General features: G+C 48.3%; 16 protein-coding genes, 1 pseudogene and 1 riboswitch. Of the genes and pseudogenes, 15 read left to right on the top strand and 2 right to left on the bottom strand.

Annotation, left to right across the window (positions count from 1 at the left end; all coding sequences use genetic code 11):
- The first annotated feature begins 38 nt into the window (after positions 1 to 38).
- Positions 39 to 356, top strand: a riboswitch (cobalamin riboswitch).
- Between the two features lie 13 nt (positions 357 to 369).
- The 12 genes and pseudogenes from Mcas_RS00815 (at position 370) to Mcas_RS00760 (ending at position 10,433) form a co-directional block, all read left to right on the top strand.
- Positions 370 to 1,209, top strand: a complete 840-nt coding sequence (locus Mcas_RS00815; protein WP_040333409.1) for a sirohydrochlorin cobaltochelatase — start codon at positions 370 to 372, stop codon at positions 1,207 to 1,209.
- Between the two features lie 2 nt (positions 1,210 to 1,211).
- A complete protein-coding gene (locus tag Mcas_RS00810; RefSeq protein WP_040333407.1) occupies positions 1,212 to 1,982 on the top strand; it encodes an energy-coupling factor ABC transporter permease in 771 nt (256 codons plus the stop codon).
- A complete protein-coding gene (locus Mcas_RS00805) occupies positions 1,983 to 2,291 on the top strand; it encodes an energy-coupling factor ABC transporter substrate-binding protein (protein ID WP_040333404.1) in 309 nt (102 codons plus the stop codon).
- Positions 2,288 to 3,048 (top strand): annotated as a pseudogene (gene cbiQ / locus Mcas_RS19080) (cobalt ECF transporter T component CbiQ). The gene Mcas_RS00805 and the pseudogene cbiQ overlap by 4 nt, the downstream one beginning before the upstream one ends.
- A 133-nt stretch (positions 3,049 to 3,181) precedes the next feature.
- On the top strand, positions 3,182 to 4,033 hold the full coding sequence (locus Mcas_RS00795; protein ID WP_040333402.1) for an energy-coupling factor ABC transporter ATP-binding protein: 852 nt from the start codon (positions 3,182 to 3,184) through the stop codon (positions 4,031 to 4,033).
- Between the two features lie 175 nt (positions 4,034 to 4,208).
- Entirely contained in the window at positions 4,209 to 4,400 is a 192-nt protein-coding gene (locus Mcas_RS00790) for a hypothetical protein (RefSeq protein ID WP_156032967.1), read from the top strand.
- Between the two features lie 7 nt (positions 4,401 to 4,407).
- Complete coding sequence (locus Mcas_RS00785; protein ID WP_040333398.1) at positions 4,408 to 4,815, top strand: hypothetical protein; 408 nt, start codon at positions 4,408 to 4,410, stop codon at positions 4,813 to 4,815.
- A gap of 99 nt (positions 4,816 to 4,914) precedes the next feature.
- Positions 4,915 to 7,059 (top strand): histidine kinase dimerization/phosphoacceptor domain -containing protein, encoded by a 2,145-nt coding sequence (locus Mcas_RS15940; RefSeq protein WP_052566645.1) that lies wholly within the window; start codon positions 4,915 to 4,917, stop codon positions 7,057 to 7,059.
- A gap of 1 nt (position 7,060) precedes the next feature.
- A complete protein-coding gene (locus tag Mcas_RS17270) occupies positions 7,061 to 7,954 on the top strand; it encodes a response regulator (protein ID WP_200873597.1) in 894 nt (297 codons plus the stop codon).
- A gap of 247 nt (positions 7,955 to 8,201) precedes the next feature.
- Complete coding sequence (locus tag Mcas_RS00770) at positions 8,202 to 9,134, top strand: hypothetical protein (protein WP_156032965.1); 933 nt, start codon at positions 8,202 to 8,204, stop codon at positions 9,132 to 9,134.
- Positions 9,131 to 9,775, top strand: a complete 645-nt coding sequence (locus Mcas_RS00765; RefSeq protein WP_040333394.1) for a precorrin-8X methylmutase — start codon at positions 9,131 to 9,133, stop codon at positions 9,773 to 9,775. The genes Mcas_RS00770 and Mcas_RS00765 overlap by 4 nt, the downstream gene beginning before the upstream one ends.
- 4 nt (positions 9,776 to 9,779) lie before the next feature.
- Positions 9,780 to 10,433, top strand: coding sequence for a cation efflux transmembrane domain-containing protein (locus tag Mcas_RS00760; protein ID WP_040333392.1), 654 nt, complete (start codon positions 9,780 to 9,782; stop codon positions 10,431 to 10,433).
- Positions 10,434 to 10,545: 112 nt separating this feature from the next.
- Here the strand turns inward: Mcas_RS00760 and Mcas_RS17920 are convergent, their stop codons facing one another.
- On the bottom strand, positions 10,546 to 10,737 hold the full coding sequence (locus Mcas_RS17920) for a hypothetical protein (protein ID WP_156032963.1): 192 nt from the start codon (positions 10,735 to 10,737) through the stop codon (positions 10,546 to 10,548).
- A gap of 11 nt (positions 10,738 to 10,748) precedes the next feature.
- Here Mcas_RS17920 and Mcas_RS00755 point away from each other — a divergent pair, with 11 nt between their 5' ends.
- From Mcas_RS00755 to Mcas_RS00745, 3 genes are all read left to right on the top strand, one after another.
- Positions 10,749 to 11,975 carry an Nramp family divalent metal transporter gene (locus Mcas_RS00755; RefSeq protein ID WP_040333390.1) on the top strand — a complete coding sequence of 409 codons (1,227 nt, stop codon included), beginning with the start codon at positions 10,749 to 10,751 and terminating at the stop codon, positions 11,973 to 11,975.
- 122 nt (positions 11,976 to 12,097) lie between these two features.
- The gene (locus tag Mcas_RS00750) at positions 12,098 to 12,664 is read left to right on the top strand and encodes a hypothetical protein (RefSeq protein WP_040333386.1); all 567 of its coding nucleotides are present in this window, start codon (positions 12,098 to 12,100) and stop codon (positions 12,662 to 12,664) included.
- 108 nt (positions 12,665 to 12,772) lie between these two features.
- Entirely contained in the window at positions 12,773 to 14,017 is a 1,245-nt protein-coding gene (locus Mcas_RS00745) for an HDOD domain-containing protein (RefSeq protein ID WP_040333384.1), read from the top strand.
- A gap of 85 nt (positions 14,018 to 14,102) precedes the next feature.
- On the opposite strand, the gene recD2 is transcribed toward Mcas_RS00745, so the two are convergent.
- Positions 14,103 to 16,286: an SF1B family DNA helicase RecD2 gene (recD2, locus tag Mcas_RS00740; RefSeq protein WP_040333382.1), complete on the bottom strand. Its 2,184-nt coding sequence runs from the start codon at positions 16,284 to 16,286 to the stop codon at positions 14,103 to 14,105.
- Positions 16,287 to 16,327: the final 41 nt, after the last annotated feature.

Genomic DNA, 16,327 nt, shown 5'->3' with positions numbered 1-16,327 from the left:
TCTATATTTTAGATGAGGCAATTCGCCCCCTTGCTTTTACCAAATGAATTGTTTATAATAGTGCATTGATGTTACAACACGACTTGCAACGGGACAACGGAGTGAGAATCTCCCGCTGCCCCGCAGCCGTGATTGGGAACGAAAACCCACGCATTGGCAAGAGCTTATTGAGCTAAACCAACGTGAGAGCCACTGACAAGAGGGTCGTTCGGTTATGGCACGGTTCGTATCGGACTGTATCAGAGACCGTGTCTCCTGGTCGGGAAGGCGGGTGAGTAGGTGTACGGTAGTGTGATGCGTAAGAGCGTACCGTTGATGCCCTAAGCCGGAAGACCTGTTGCAGAGAAAGTTTGCCACGCGGGTGGATACGTGAAAGAAAGAAAGTTTAAAAAAAGAGGCCTGAAAGAGGCCCCCGCTATTGTCATAGCCGCCTTTGGAACCAATACCAACGGTAGGGTGGTCTATGACCTGCTGGATAATATCCTGAAGGAGCGCTTCGATGGCCTCAAAATACTCTGGGCATACACCTCCGAAATCATCAGGGAAAAAACCGGCTATCCGGGCATCCTGCAAGCCCTTGCCAAGATTGAAGAAGAAGGCTACAGGAGGGCCGTCATACAACCGCTACAGATATTCCCCGGCACCGAGTACCAGGAACTCATGGAGACGTGCCTGGACTTCCCGGGCATCCGGGTGGTGGCCGGAGAGAGCCTGCTACACAGGTGGCACTTCGTAAACGAGGTCTTTGACGCCATAGCGTTGGATTTCCTCCCCAAAGAGGACGGCATAAACCTCGTGGTGGCACACGGCACTCCATTGTGCGCAGACCCCGCAAACATTCTCTACATCGCCCTGGAGTCATACCTCCAAAACCGATACGACAACGTGTTCCTGGCCACCGTAGATGGCATCCCCCAACGTCAAGGCTCTCTCAACAAACTCATCGCTCACATAGAACACACCAGGGCACCCAAAAAGGTTCGCATCATCCCCTTCATGTACGTAGCCGGAATCCACGTGGAAAATGACCTCATGGGCAAAGAAGACAGCTTTAAAGCCGACCTCCAACAAAACGGCATCACAGTGGATTGCCCCACCATCGAGTACATGGATGCCAAGTTTACAAAGGCCCTGGGCTTCTATAAAGACGTCCGAAGATGTTTTGTCAACCGCATCGAGAGATCGCTGGAAATATTAAGGTATTACTAATAATGAATAGGACGGCAAATGATGGGGTCAAGGGGGCTGGCCCCCAGATTCTTATCTTCTTTTTCCTGTGCTTCATGTTCGTACCTACGCCGGCATTTGCCATGCACATAATGGAAGGGTTTCTGCCGTTTTGGTGGTGTGTGTTTTGGTATGGGGTGTCTGTGCCGTTTTTTGTGCTAGGACTGAGGTCAATAAAGAAAACCATAGCCGACAAGGCCAACCTCAAGATGCTCCTTGGACTGTGCGGGGCATTTATGTTTGTCCTCTCTGCCCTAAAGCTCCCCTCCGTCACGGGCAGTTGTTCGCACCCCACGGGCGTGGGACTGGGCGCCATGCTCTTTGGCCCCACCGCCATGACGGTTATGGGCAGCATCGTGCTGGTGTTTCAGGCACTGCTGCTTGCACACGGGGGCATCTCCACGCTGGGGGCAAACGTCCTCTCAATGGCAATAGTCGGTCCGATGGTCGCCTGGCTGACGTACAGGGCATCAAACCGCCTGCGACTGCCACAGTGGACGGGGGTCTTTCTTGCCGCCACGTTGGGAGACCTGTGCACATATGTTGTCACCGCAATGGAGATGGCCTTAGCCTTTCCGGCCAAGGATGGCGGGTTTATGGCATCGGCGGTAAAGTTCCTCGCCATCTTTGCCGTCACGCAGATACCCCTGGCCGTGTGTGAGGGACTACTGACGCTAATCGTCTTTAACGCACTGTCCACATACAGCACCGATGACCTCAGGGCGCTGCCGTTTTTCTCAAACAAGGAGGCGTAGATGAAAAAAAACATCCTGCCGGGAAATATCGCACTGCTGCTGTTGTGCATCGCCATTACGGTCATCCCGCTGTTTATCCACACAACGGCGGAGTTCAAAGGCACTGACGACCTGGCCACGGAAGCGATAGGGGATATCAGGGCCGATTATATGCCGTGGATTCATCCGCTGTGGAGTCCGCCGGAGAAGGTCGAGGCCATGATATTTGCCCTGCAGGCAGCCGTCGGAATGATATTCATAGTTTTCTACTTTGCCTATAAACGCACAATGAGGCTTAAGTCCGCCAAGAATGCGTCTCGGAAGCCATGATTGACATCTACGCCTACAACAATGCCCTCAGGGACGTGCATCCGGCGGAGAAGCTCTCCTTTGCGCTCCTGACCGTGCTTGTATGTCTGCTGACCCACTCGGCGCTAGTGCTGCTTCTGGTGGTGACCATCATGACCGCCGCAACGGTGTACAAGGCAGGGATACCGCTTGGGTTCTACGCCAAGGCGCTCTGTCTGCCGCTGTCATTCGTCTTGCTTGGGGGGATTGGGGTAGCGGTGGGCGTTGTAGTCCCCGGGGATGAGTCAGCCGTTGGGGTAACTCTACTTGGCAAGACCATCGGCATCACGATAGCCACGGCGAAGGAGGCCGCCCTGCTGGTGCTGAAGACCGTTGCATCGATGTCGGCCCTCTTTTTTTTTCCCTGACCACACCCATCGTTGACGCAATGGCAGTATTGAAGATGATGCGTGTTCCCGCAATAGTTGTTGAACTTGCAGGGCTTACGTATCGCTTTATATACGTGCTGCTGGAGACAGTCAGGAGGGTCTACGTTGCCCAGGACTCCCGCCTTGGGTACGTAGAAGCGAAGACGTCGTACCGGTCGTTAGGGCTGCTGCTGTCAAGCCTGATTGTAAGGACGTTGAGATATGCCAGGGAACTTGAGATCAGCCTGGAGTCGAGGGGGTATACAGGGGATTTAAATGTGTTACAGCGAAATTATAAAGTGTCATGGAAAAACATAATTGCGATAATGAGTATAGACGGAATATTGATAACCGTTGCCCTGTTAAACTGAGTATAAGGAGCGAGTATTATGGGGTCAAGGGGGCTAGCCCCCTTGCAGGGGGTTCTGAAGGGGGGCGGAGGGGGTGGGGCACCCCTGCCGTAAACCGCCCCTTTCTTTCTTCTTTTTCGGCGGAGCATATCAAATGAGCCAATACATCCTTCAAGCCAAGGACCTAACCTATACCTACCCCGATGGCACAGCGGCCCTAAGGGGTCTGACCGTTGCCCTGGAAGTCGGCAAAAAGACGGCCATAATCGGCCCAAACGGCGCCGGTAAATCCACGTTCCTGCTGCACCTCAACGCAATACTAAAGCCAAGAGAAGGCAAGCTGTTCTTCAAAGGCAAGGAGTTCGGCTATGACCGCAACTCTTTGAGGCAGTTGCGCAAGTGCGTAGGGGTGGTATTTCAAGACCCCGACCGGCAGTTGTTCTCTGCCAGCGTGGCGCAAGACGTCTCCTTTGGCCCCATGAACCTTGGCTTGACGGTGAAGGAGGTAACAGAGCGCACGGATTGGGCGTTAAAGGCAACGGGTATCTCCCACCTCAAGGACAAACCCGTACATCTGTTGAGCTTTGGCCAGAAGAAGCTGGTAACCATAGCCGGAGTCCTTGCCATGCAGCCCGGGGTAATCGTCCTGGATGAGCCTACCATCAGTCTCGATGCCGCCCATGTTGGATCGCTCGTTGAGATACTCGACGCCCTGGCCTGCGATGGGGTAACACTGGTGATGTCCACGCACGACGCAGACTTGGCCTATGCCTGGGCCGACAACGTCGTGGTCATCTGCGATGGCACAAAGGCAGCGGAGGGCAGCCCGGCAGAGGTCTTCAGCAATGGTGCCCTGTTACAGGACGGCGTTATATCGAAGCCGTTTGTCCTTGCCGTCTGCGATGAGCTGAGAAATAAGGGCTTTTTTAGCGGCATGGCGAAAACGCCAAGAACCAGGAATGAGCTGTTGGCAGCGATAGAAAAGAAAGAAAGGGGCGGTTTGTAGCAGGGGTGCCCCACCTCTTCCGCCCCCCTTCAGATCCCCCTGCAAGGGGAGGGGTGAGCTACCTGGCAATGTCTCATCGGCAAAATTGCCGGTAACTGTACCTTGACTATTCATAGATAACATGTATTATAATAAAGAGGTAAAGTCAAGCTTGTTATCTTAAAGGATGACCAGTATGGATGAAAAGATAGAAGAAATGAGTGTCGGTGTAGGGTTACAGCGAAGCAGGGATGATAACTGTTCATCCTGGGCAATAAAAACACTTGTAAAATCAAAAGAGAATGACTGTTTTATAACCTGTGACCACCCTAAACGACTTAAGTATGTTGAAAAAGCAATATGGGGCTATCGTACCACACAAGGATAGAAAAAGTATGGTTAGAGAAAAAAATATAGAGAAACTAACATTTGAGGAAAACAGATGCGTTATTCATCTTGAGGATACGCCATATGCAATTATTGTTCATGCAATTGATGGGTTGGTTACCCTTTGTGAAGGGGAGGGAGATGATAGAATTCACGGGTTTGTGCTAACGCCATCTGGTGTCATAAAATTTGAGTTAGAACTTATTGAAGGTAAGTTTGGAATTTCTCTTTTGCATTGGAGACAAAAAAAACCGGTAAAACATTTCCTTGGATTCGTTGGTAATGAGGAGTCTGCCAGATTTTGGGTTAATCGTGTGAACAGGATATATGAAAGACTGGAAAATAAAATAGCTGAACCGCCAAAAGTACGTGCAGGTTCGATTGTTGTTGGTGATCATCAGCTCACGCCTCAGTAGGATTGGCGCATCAAGCGGACACTCTGACATGTCTTAACTTTGTACCTTGACAATCCTACCGTTTCTTTGTACACTATCTCAAGGTATATTAGTCAGGCAATGAAGCTGAGGAATAAATTCATCATTGTGATATTGGCAGTATCGATTATTCCAATATCCTTAAACGGAATAATAAAGTATAGGTTAGTTTCTAATACTCTGATGAAATCTATTGAAAATCAATTTCAAGGAGTTGCATCCATGCAGGAGGCAAGAATTAACTTATTGCTTGACAAGTTTTCGGATAATATCAAGATGCTGTCGTATAGACCAAATATAAAAAAGATGATATATATGTATGATAAAACAAGAAAAAAAGAATTAATGCCTGAAACAATGGCAGTGTTATATGAAGTGACAGATAACATTCCATTGTTTCATGAGGTGTCAATATTGAATCCGAGAGGTGAAATTCTTTTTTCAACAGACAGCTCAAAGATAGGCAATATTGATAACAAATCAAAATATTTTACAGAAGGTACTAAGAAATGTGGTTATATTGATACCTTTAATGGCAATGGACCTGACTTTTGGTACTCTTGTCCAATGCTGATGGAAGGTAGGCTAGTTGGCGTTGTTGCTGCAATAGTGGACGGGGTAGACCTGCTTGGTATTACAAACGATTATACCGGACTTGGTAGAACTGGAGAGACGGTATTAGGTAAAAAGGATGAAAATGGAGATGCTTTGTTTATAGTGCCCCTCAGACATGACAAAAAAGCTGCCTTTATCCGTAAGGCATCAAAATTGGATACGCAAATCCTTATAAATAAAGCATTGTCCAGGAAAGAAGCCAACTTCTCTATTGCACGTGATTATAGAGGGGTGGAAGTAATTGGTATTGTCCGTTACTTAGAAAGGGTGAATTGGGGGCTTGTTGTTAAGATTGACAGGTCGGAATTTATGGAACCTTTGATCCGATTAAGGAATTATATTATTATGGGTTATACTCTGTTGATAGCATTCATTGTATTGGCAATAACTTATCTTGTTAATCATATAACACATCCGTTAAGTGATTTGACGAAAATGGCATCACGTATTGCAGAGGGTGATATGTCTCATACGGTAGAGGTGAGTTCTGATAACGAGATAGGTATATTGTCCAACACATTAAATCAAATGAAGGATAAACTGAATCATGCGCGTTTGCAATTACATAAGAAGATGAAAGAACTGCAGGTGATAATTGACACCTTGCCAGGTATCTTTTATATCTTTGATCACAACAATAACGTGTTGATGTGGAATAACAACCTGGAAGAAGTGACAAAATACCAGATCAATGATATAAACGCTATGAGTGCGCTTGATTTGATTATTGAGGAGGATAGAGATCGTGTAAGACACATAACACAGAAAGTGATCGATAATGTTATTGATGATACTACACTGGACAATAAACCATGGCTCTATACATATGAAGCATGTCTTTATACAGGGGATAACAGACATATTCCCTATTATTTCGTCTGTTCATTAGTCGTTATAGATGCAAAACCCTGTGTGGTAGTAATTGGTATAGATATGACTAAACAAAAGGAAGCAGAGACTCAAATCCTGGCGACCCTCCGGGATAAGGAGATGCTTCTGAAAGAGGTGCATCATAGGGTTAAAAACAACCTGCAGGTAGTATGCAGCCTGCTCTACCTGCAATCTGTCAATGTTGACGATCCCAGTTCACGACAAACCCTGATTGAAAGTCGCAATCGCGTAATGTCTATGGCACTGATACATGAAAGACTGTATAAATCGAAGGACATATCAACTATAGACTTTGGTCAGTACATAAAGGAGCTTGCTACGGATATCTTTTATTCCTTCGGCATAGAAGACGACAAGATAAGGCTTGTGTTCAACAGCCACAATATCTGTCTGGGTATTGACACGGCCATACCATGTGGTCTAATCATAAACGAACTTGTATCGAATTCCTTAAAGCATGCCTTTGCCGATAACATATCGGGAGAAATCCGTATAGAGATGTCCGTCAAAGGCAACAACTCCCTCGTGCTTGTGGTAAGCGACAATGGAGTGGGTATCCCACAGGATATGGATATAGATAACAACACGGCGTCATTAGGCCTCCAGCTTGTACGCACACTTACAGAGCAGCTTGATGGTACGTTAGAGGTTAACAGAGGCAAGGGGACTGAATTTAGGGTAACGTTCAGAGAGCAAAAAAGAAATGGAGAGAATTCATAGTATGACGGAAGACAACAGGTTTAACCCTGATAAATTGGTTCGTTTATTTAAAGAACTGTATAGTCTGGCTGACGGCATAGGCACGGAAAAGAAAGTGGGCGTTAAGTGTTGGGAATTCTTAAACTGTCCCGCGGAGATAATGCGTCTTTGTAAGGCTGTGATACAGAATGCAGAGAGGCGATGCTGGCTTGTAGTGGGGACTCTTAGCGGACAAAAGGAAGTAGTCCCTTGTGTTAAGGCCTTTGGAACTTGTAAGCAGTGTGAATTTTATAAAGCCGTCAAAGGTATCTCTGACGAAAAAGCAGACAAGGTCAGGATATTGGTCGTAGAGGATGAAGGCATTGTTGCATTAGAGATACAGACCAGACTTCAAAGGCTTGGGTACGCTGTCTGTGCAGTGGTATCAACGGGTGAGATTGCCATTAAGGAGGCTAAGGATAAGCATCCCGATTTAGTGCTGATGGATATAAGGCTAAAAGGAGACATGGATGGCATAGAGGCCGCTCAGACCATACAGAAGGAGGGCAGGGTCCCCGTGATCTATCTTACGGCTAACTCTGATGATAACACCCTGCTACGAGCCAAGTTGACGGAACCTTTCGGATTCATTCTAAAGCCGTTTCACGAGCGTGACCTGCGTTCAGGCATTGAAATGGCTCTGTATAAGCATAAGATGATTGTATCGACATCGAGGCAGATGAAAAACGATGCGATAATCAACAGTAAATCCGCAGAGGAAATAAACAAAGAAAATGTTAAGCTTGTTAATGAAATGCTTGAAACTACCAGGCAAGCCCTCTCTGAGACCTCCGCTGAACTACGGAAAAAGCATCTTGAAAAGATCAACCGATATGCCGAAATGCTTAACGATCAGCTTAGAAAAAGAACCTCCTGAGTAACGATTGACAACTCAATCCCCATAGCCTCGGCCATATACGTCTGAGTGTGGACAGCGCCTCTTCAGAGTCAAAAAGTGAGGGGTATACGAGGCGTATCCATCCTCCCTCCCTTTATGGGAGGGGTTAGGGGAGGGTTCTTAGTTATCCATATGAAATGAGAAGGAACCAAATTTATGCACCCATTTATTCCCTGGTGTTTTAAAATAATGCAGAAATATACTATAATGAATCAATGGAGTTAATATGGCTTTACTTAACAGATTAATACTATTGTTATACTACCTCTGGAGTCTCCTGCCGTGGGTAGACAAGATAGATACAAGGAGTCTCAGGAACACGTTGCTACAACTGGAGAAGGTGTTTCCCCCCAGACACGTGAAGATCAGGAAAAAAAAGGTCTTGCTTTTCTCCGGCTTTGGTAACTTCAAGGAGGTAACGGTATCGGGTGACGACATCACGGTGTATGGCGGCATTATTCTCAAAAACCGGATAATCTCCTTTAAGGACAAGCTGTTGAACATCCAGAAGGTAGGAGAGAAGGTGCTCAGTGACGGTTCTCTGTGGGTGGAGAACACGTTATTTCTGGGTAACATTGGCACCCTGAGCAATCTCAATATAGTCACAAGTGGCATTATACACGGTACAATAGAACGGGTTGGCATGATGTACATCCGCGAGGGGATGTTTAACGGCACGGTGGAGTACGTGGAAAAGTGGGTGCACATTGCCCATCACAACGGCTTCATACGCGGCGAAATCAGACACATCGGTGAGACGCTGTTTTTGGACAACGGCATCTTTACCACTGACCGGTTGCCCCGGATAGCCGGCGGATATATGATTATCAAGGATGGCGTGTTACAGGACGGCAACGGTCAACCCTGGGGCTGGGACAAGATAGCCGAAAACATCGACGACCTCCGGGAGGACCAGGAGATATTCCTGTTTGGTTCCGACGGGCACGTCATCATGGGTGGTCACGCCAGAAACATCCTCTTCAGGGAGAGCATCAACACGTTTTCACGACACAAGACGGAGAACCTCATTTCATCCAACAAGTTCTACCGCCTCAGGGGTGGCAAACTGCAACGGGTTACGTTGAAGATATCATCCAATCAGGACACGGATGTGTCCATGGCCAAGTATTTTTCCTATGTAAGACTGGAGATCGTATGACATACAAGGGTGCACAGATAGAGCATGAAAGTTTTGAGATTATACGGGCCGGGTTGCGGCGTTCGTTTTCGGAGGCGGAGCTTGCCATCGTCCAGCGGGTTATACACGCCAGCGGTGATTTTGGCTTTGAGGACACCATCCGGTTTCATCCCCGTGCCATTGAGGCCGGTATAGGTGCGATTCGTGCCGGTAAGGACATCCTGGTTGACGTGCATATGGTGCAGGCGGGGATAAACAAGAGGCTGCTTGAGCGTTTTGGCGGCAAGGTGGTGTGCTACATCTCAGACCCCGATGTGGCGGCTGAGGCGACGAGGTTGTCGCTGACGAGGTCTGAGTGTGCGATGGTGCGTGCGTTTTCGGCGCCCTCTAACATCGGGATCGTGGCCATCGGCAATGCCCCAACTGCGTTGCTTAAGCTCCTGGAGATCATTGATGACGTTCCCACCTTCTTTGTCGCTGCAGGTCGCACCTGCCCGCCAGACCTTATAATTGGCATGCCGGTGGGGTTTGTCAGCGCCGAGGAGTCCAAGGACATGCTGCTGGAGTGCAGGCATCCCTTTATCACCTCCGTGGGCAAAAAGGGCGGAAGCAGCATCGCCGCTGCCACAGTCAACGCCATCCTGAAACTGGCCGCAGGATAGCGTCTTGCAGCAGGCAGTAAATGAAAAGGACGCATTTTACAAGTGGGCTGCGGCTCTTGCCATCATTACCATAGTCTATAATATTATTGAGGGTTGTGTCTCCGTACTGTTTGGCCTGCAGGATGAGACGCTTGCGTTATTTGCATTTGGCATGGATTCATATGTAGAGGTCATATCAGGGGTTGGGATATGGCATATGGTGTACCGCATGAAGCAAGCTGACGTCAGTAATCATGATGCCTTTGAACAAACGGCCCTTCGGATCACGGGTTGGGCATTTTATTGTTTGGCTGTCGGACTGCTCGCTACTGCCTCTGTGGATATTTATACAGGGAAAAAGCCTGAGACTACTTTCTGGGGTATTGTTGTTTCTGCCGTGTCGATCATGTCAATGTGGCTGCTTATCCACTACAAGACTAAAATCGGCAGGCAATATAATTCCCAGGCGCTGATAGCGGATGCCAATTGTTCAAAGGCGTGTATGTATTTCTCCGTGGTACTTATCATTTCAAGCATTGGCTATGAGACCACAGGGTTTGGAGCCATAGATTCCATCGGTGCTGTAGGGATAGCAATCCTATCTTACAGGGAGGGCAGGGAGGCGTTTGCGAAATCAAAGGGTAGCACGACTTGCAGTTGTCAGGGGGATTGTCACTGACAGACGAGAGACCTCTCCTTGACTTTATTGGTTTGCTTTTTGTAACATACATCAGAGTTAGTATTAAAGAATTCATAGGAGGTAAGAACCATGGATGGCAGTGAGGGCCGACCTATAAACGGACATAAAGTTCCGGCTGTATGCCGATATCTGTAAGGGAGTGCTGTTTGCTGTCAATCTGATTAATAAAATGCTCGCCTGATTCTTCGCTCCTGCCGGGTATCTTCAGCAATGCACCCCCATGTTCATCACCATAGTATCGCTGGTTCTTTGTGTCAGAGAGGTCAACTCTGTATCGCGGCAAGTGAGATTTTTATGACGAATCGTTGGCGAAACTTTATAATACTCCTATCAATCGCAGGCCCAGGGATCATAACGGCCAACGTTGATAACGACGCCGGTGGGATTACAACCTACTCCCTTGCAGGTGCTCACTTTGGCTATTCCCTGTTGTGGTCTCTTATACCGATAACAATAGCGCTCATCGTGGTCCAGGAGATGTCTTCACGGATGGGAGTGGTTACCGGCAAGGGATTGGCCGAACTCATACGCGAAAATTATGGCGTCAAGATAACCTTCTGGCTCATGCTGGCCCTGTCTGTGACCAACATCGGCAACACGGCAGCAGAGTTTGCCGGGTGGGCCGCCAGTAACGAACTGTTTGGAATCAGCAAGTATATCTCCGTTCCCGTAGGGGCATTGATTGTCTGGCTGCTCGTCGTGAAGGGAACTTATCAGGTCGTCGAAAAGATTTTTCTGGCCGTATGCATTGTCTACCTGGTGTATATACCGGCTGCGTTTATGGCAAAACCACAGTGGTCGCAAGTGGCAACGGAGATGTTCAGGCCATCCTTCAGCTTTGACACGACCTACATTGTGATGCTAATCGGGATGATCGGCACCACAATAGCACCGTGGATGCAGTTCTACCTGCAATCCTCCGTGGTCGAAAAGGGGATAAAAAAAGAAACCTACTGGGCATCCCGCATAGACGTTGTCTTTGGCTGTTTCATGGTTGACATAATAGCATTGTTCATCATTGTCACCTGTGGGGCCACGCTCTTTAAGACCGGCGTCCACGTCGAAACCGCCAAGGACGTTGCCATAGCCCTCCAACCCATGGCCGGACGCTATGCGTCGATCCTCTTCGGGATTGGCCTGGCCAACGCATCCCTGTTCTCTGCCTCCATACTGCCCCTGGCAACGGCATACTCCATTTGCGAAGGAATGGGCTTTGAGGCCGGCGTCAACAAGAGTTTTCGTGATGCACCCATATTCATGACATTGTATACCGTATTTATCGTCATTGGCGCCATGATCGTGTTGGTGCCGACAATCCCGCTTATAGCCGTCATGTGGATGTCTCAGGTGGTCAATGGTATCTTGCTGCCATTTGTCCTGGTCTTTATGCTGATGCTCATCAACAAAAAAGACCTGATGGGAGACTACGTAAACGGCAGGGCATTTAACTGGATCGCATGGGTTACCACTATAATAATGGTAGCCCTGACTGTATTGTTCGTGATGTCAATGTTCTTTTGATAGCGCCACTGTGATAGTCCGGGGCATTTGACTATATTGAGACAACATGTTACAATAGCATTAGAGGTACAGGTTTAGTATCTTAAAACGACACGCTTGAATATTAAAGGAGTTTGGTTTGTATGGAAAGTGCAAATGTAAAGAGTCTTTATATGGCTTTGTTCAGAGTTGTCCCATTAACCGCGGCCCTTATGCTTTATTGCTCTGCGGCTGCGTTTACTGAAGACAAGCCGACAAAAAAAGAGACTATTGCCTTTGTTCAGGAAAAATGTGACAATATGAAGATTGCAAACAATGTAATAAGCAGGGTCTACCTCGATGAAAAGGACGACTGCACATTTATCGTGGAAATCACCAATCAGTTTGGACAACTGCAAAGAAAATACATAGTACCTTTAAAAGAGATGGACCCTGCTATGGTTAAAAATGGTATTGACCCAATACTCGTTATATACACTGATTTTAGCAATGTAGGCGTTCAACTCAACTCAAAAGAGGATAAAAAAGAAAGGAAAAAATCCGTAAAAGCAATACATGTCTCTTATCAGGACGACAAACGAGGCGTTAAAACAGAAGCCAATGAAGAAAGTGCGATTTTTATATGCAACTCTGAAAACTCTGCCGAAAAGGTCGGCAAGGCCATGTCTCACCTGATAGAGCTGTGTGGTGGAAAGGCCGATTTGTTTTAGCAGACGTTACGGGTGATTTTGCATATTGTATAATGACACCATTGCCCCTGGAGGCAAAAGGCTTGACAAAAACTCAACGTTGATTACTTTAATACCGGAGATTATCATATGCTGCTGATAGTGTCACACTCAATGCCAATTATCAAGGCTATAGAGGGTTATATTAAACATAGCTTTCCAGATGTAGCCTTTGATATCGTCTATAACGATACGGACGCCATTAAAAAACTGGCAGAGAACAATACCTACGAACTCATAGTGAGCGATTGGGACTATGAATATGTCGATGGCCACAAGTTGCTTGTCCGGGTGAGACAGGACATAAGGATTTCAAATGTACCTTTCATAATCATTACCCAGCGCCGTGACAGAGAAAGTATTATGGTCTGCCTCAATGCCTCCGTGACGGAATATATCATGAAACCGGTTGAAAATCACGTTATAGAACAGAAACTCAAACCATTCCTTGAAAAAATCAAGAAAAGGCCACCTGGGGACCCAAAGGGTCAGCAAGTATCTATAACGAACATGAAGATACCGCCCTGTCCTGAGATTGTCACCGAGCTGTACAGTGAATTGAAAAAACCAAAGCCATCTTTAACCAAAATGATAGAGCATATAAAGAAGGATGTATCCATTTCAGCCTTGTTGATCAAGTTGGCAAATTCGCCGGTGTATGCCTCCGGCAAGGTAGACAGTGTAGAACGGGCGCTGAATGTCCTGGGGCTGAATGCCTTTACCAACATGGTATTATCCGTAGCCATGCAAAGTTCTTTAAAGGATTCCGGTATTGTCAGCGAGAAGTTTTGGAAACATTCTGTTGCCGGAGCTACGGTCTGTGGCTACATTGCGAGTAAGCGAGCCCCTAAGTACGTTGACAGTGCTTACCTTGTAGGGTTATTTCATGACTGTGCAATCCCTCTGTTTTTGAAGAGATTTCCGGATTATGAGACTATTGCCGATCATGCCATGTCCAGCGCCATTGAAGTGATTGAGCATGAGGAGGAGAAGTACAATTCAAACCATGCAGACATAGGCAGCTTGATAGTAAAGACGTGGGGGATCGGAGATAAGTATTTCAAGGTAATAAGAAATCATCACTCCAGAGAGATAGACGTTTCAACAAGTACTGCAAACTACGAAGAAATCAGACAATTATGGGCAATCCTGATTCTGGCGGAACACATATGCCTCTCTTATGGTTATTCGGGCACGGCTCCTGTGCAGACCGACGATGACTTTATAGAGACACACGAAAAAGTGCTGACAGACCTGCACATAGATGTCCTTGACGTCAAAGACTTTAAAGATGATGCCTATAGTGTCCTGGAAAACATAGCTGATGGCTTTTAGGTCTGCTGACTGATGCAGAGTTAAAAAGCCGCCCCCCATAAGCCGCCCCCCATGGGGTAACCTCCGGTATTTTTACATTGAACCATTACAGCAATCTATTTTTCAAGTATGTGTAACGCTTCTTTGTTTTGTTGTTTGTTACGGCGATGGCAATGGCGCGTTTGCTGCCAACCAGGACTACAAGGCGTCGTGCCCTGGTTATGGCGGTATAGAGTAGATTGCGTTGGAGCATTATAAACTGTTGCGTGTGTATGGGTATTACCACGGCAGGATATTCGCTGCCCTGGGCCTTGTGGATTGAGATGGCGTAGGCCAGGACTATTTCATCGAGGTCTATGAAGTCAAAGGTCACGTCCCTGCCGTCAAACTGCACGATGAGTTCGTGCTCTACGGCTTTGATCCGTTGTATGACGCCTATGTCGCCGTTGTAGACGTCCTTGTCGTAGTTGTTGACGGTTTGCATGACCTTGTCGCCGACCTTAAACACCCTGCCTCCGCGTATGAGTTCGGTGGTTGAGGTGTTTAGTGTCTGTTGCAATTGTGCGTTGAGTGTAGTGGCGCCCAGTGTGCCCTTGTGCATGGCAGTTAGCACCTGGATATCGCTCATGGGGTCGAGCCTGTACCTCTGAGGGATTGTGTCCTTGCACAGTTGCACTACGTGTTTGAGTATTACCTCGGGGTCTTCGGCTTCTATGAAACAGAAGTCCTGCTGAGGGGTCAGATTGCCGCTCAGGGATGGCATTTCGCCGATGTTTACGCGGTGAGCGTTTACGACGATCCGGCTCTGTTGCGACTGCCTGAATATCTCCTTGAGCCTGACGCTTGGGACCGTCCCGGCACTGATGATGTCAGCCAGGACATTGCCAGGCCCCACGGATGGCAGTTGGTCCGTGTCGCCAACGATTATCAGGGTTGCACGTCTTGGCACCGCCCTCAGGAAGTGGTACATCAGTACCGTGTCGATCATGGATGCCTCATCAACAACAACGAGGTCGGCGTCAAGGGGGGTCTGCTCATTGCGCTTGAACGTCCCGCTCTTGGGGCTGAATTCCAGCAACCGGTGAAGCGTCCTGGCATCGCAACCGGTGGACTCCTGCATACGCTTTGCAGCTCTGCCAGTGGGGGCGGTCAGTAGCACTCGCTGGTGCAGTTGCTGGTAGAGTTTTATGATGGCGTTGATGATGGTGGTCTTGCCGGTGCCGGGACCGCCGGTGATGACGAGTACCTTGTGGGCAATGGCGGCCTTGACTGCCGCTACCTGGTTATCGGCCAGACTTATGGAAAGCTCGCTTTGAACCCACGCTATGGCCTTGTCAACGGAGAAGGCCCTCAGAAACTTGGCTACCTGCATTAGTCCCAGCAGGGCGGCGGCAATCCCGCACTCTGATACGTGGTACCTGGCCAGATACACCCCCCGGTGACTGTCAGCAGGGTCTGCGGCGGCTAAACTCTCAACGATCAACTTGTTGTCGCCGACCAGGGCGTCAAAAGGCTCCAGGAGTATTTCGCCTCCGACCTCCAGGACATTGCCACAGTGGGCCATCAATAGCTCGTAGGGGTAGTACACGTGGCCATCGTTTGAGAGTTCGTACAGGACATAGAGAATGCCGGCAGCGGCACGAAGTTCGGAGTCCTTGCTGAAGCCCAGTTTTTGTGCTATTTTGTCTGCCGTGATGAAGCCGATGCCGTGTATGTCGGTGGCCAGTTGGTAGGGATTGTCCCTGACACGCTTGATGGCGCTGCCTCCGTACTGTTTGAATATCTTTGTCGCATAGGTTGCGCTTACCCCGTGGCCCTGCAGAAACATCATGATATCTCTGATATCCCTCTGTTGTGCCCAGGCAGAGCGAATCTTTTCCACGCGTTTATCACCGATGCCCTCAACCTCCTTCAGACGTTCTGCGTGTGTGTCGATGACGTTGAGCGTTTCGTCGTCAAACCGATCAACCAGCCTCTTGGCCAGCACCGGACCAATACCCTTGATCAACCCGGACCCCAGGTAGCGCTTTATCCCCTCAGTCGTGGCCGGGGTGACCGACTGGTAAGAGTTGACCTTAAACTGCATCCCGTACTTCTTGTGGTTAACCCACTCCCCCTTTAAGCGCAACTCCTCTCCGGCGTTAATCCCCGGAAGCGCCCCGGAGATGGTGACAACGTCACGACGTCCCGGCACTGTAAGCCGAGCTATGGTAAACCCGTTTTCCTCGTTACAGTAGGTGAGCCGCTCCACCTGACCCTGTAGCTCAATGTCGGTGCCCTGTGTATACATTTTCGTTGTGTGTGTTATTGTCACATATTGTCAGGAGAGGT

The sequence above is a fragment of the Candidatus Magnetobacterium casense genome, from assembly GCF_000714715.1.
Lineage (GTDB): Bacteria > Nitrospirota > Thermodesulfovibrionia > Thermodesulfovibrionales > Magnetobacteriaceae > Magnetobacterium > Magnetobacterium casense.
This window is presented reverse-complemented; position numbering and strand designations above follow the sequence as displayed.

Bases quoted from the DNA above. Each gene is read 5' to 3' on its own strand.
- Mcas_RS00745 (WP_040333384.1), top strand. From the start codon at position 12,773: ATGCTGCTGATAGTGTCACACTCAATGCCAATTATCAAGGCTATAGAG.
- Mcas_RS17270 (WP_200873597.1), top strand. From the start codon at position 7,061: ATGACGGAAGACAACAGGTTTAACCCTGATAAATTGGTTCGTTTATTT.
- Mcas_RS15940 (WP_052566645.1), top strand. From the start codon at position 4,915: ATGAAGCTGAGGAATAAATTCATCATTGTGATATTGGCAGTATCGATT.
- Mcas_RS00810 (WP_040333407.1), top strand. From the start codon at position 1,212: ATGAATAGGACGGCAAATGATGGGGTCAAGGGGGCTGGCCCCCAGATT.
- Mcas_RS00790 (WP_156032967.1), top strand. From the start codon at position 4,209: ATGGATGAAAAGATAGAAGAAATGAGTGTCGGTGTAGGGTTACAGCGA.
- Mcas_RS00785 (WP_040333398.1), top strand. From the start codon at position 4,408: ATGGTTAGAGAAAAAAATATAGAGAAACTAACATTTGAGGAAAACAGA.
- Mcas_RS00795 (WP_040333402.1), top strand. From the start codon at position 3,182: ATGAGCCAATACATCCTTCAAGCCAAGGACCTAACCTATACCTACCCC.
- Mcas_RS00770 (WP_156032965.1), top strand. From the start codon at position 8,202: ATGGCTTTACTTAACAGATTAATACTATTGTTATACTACCTCTGGAGT.
- Mcas_RS00805 (WP_040333404.1), top strand. From the start codon at position 1,983: ATGAAAAAAAACATCCTGCCGGGAAATATCGCACTGCTGCTGTTGTGC.
- Mcas_RS00765 (WP_040333394.1), top strand. From the start codon at position 9,131: ATGACATACAAGGGTGCACAGATAGAGCATGAAAGTTTTGAGATTATA.
- recD2 (WP_040333382.1), bottom strand. From the start codon at position 16,286: ATGTATACACAGGGCACCGACATTGAGCTACAGGGTCAGGTGGAGCGG.
- Mcas_RS00750 (WP_040333386.1), top strand. From the start codon at position 12,098: ATGGAAAGTGCAAATGTAAAGAGTCTTTATATGGCTTTGTTCAGAGTT.
- Mcas_RS00755 (WP_040333390.1), top strand. From the start codon at position 10,749: ATGACGAATCGTTGGCGAAACTTTATAATACTCCTATCAATCGCAGGC.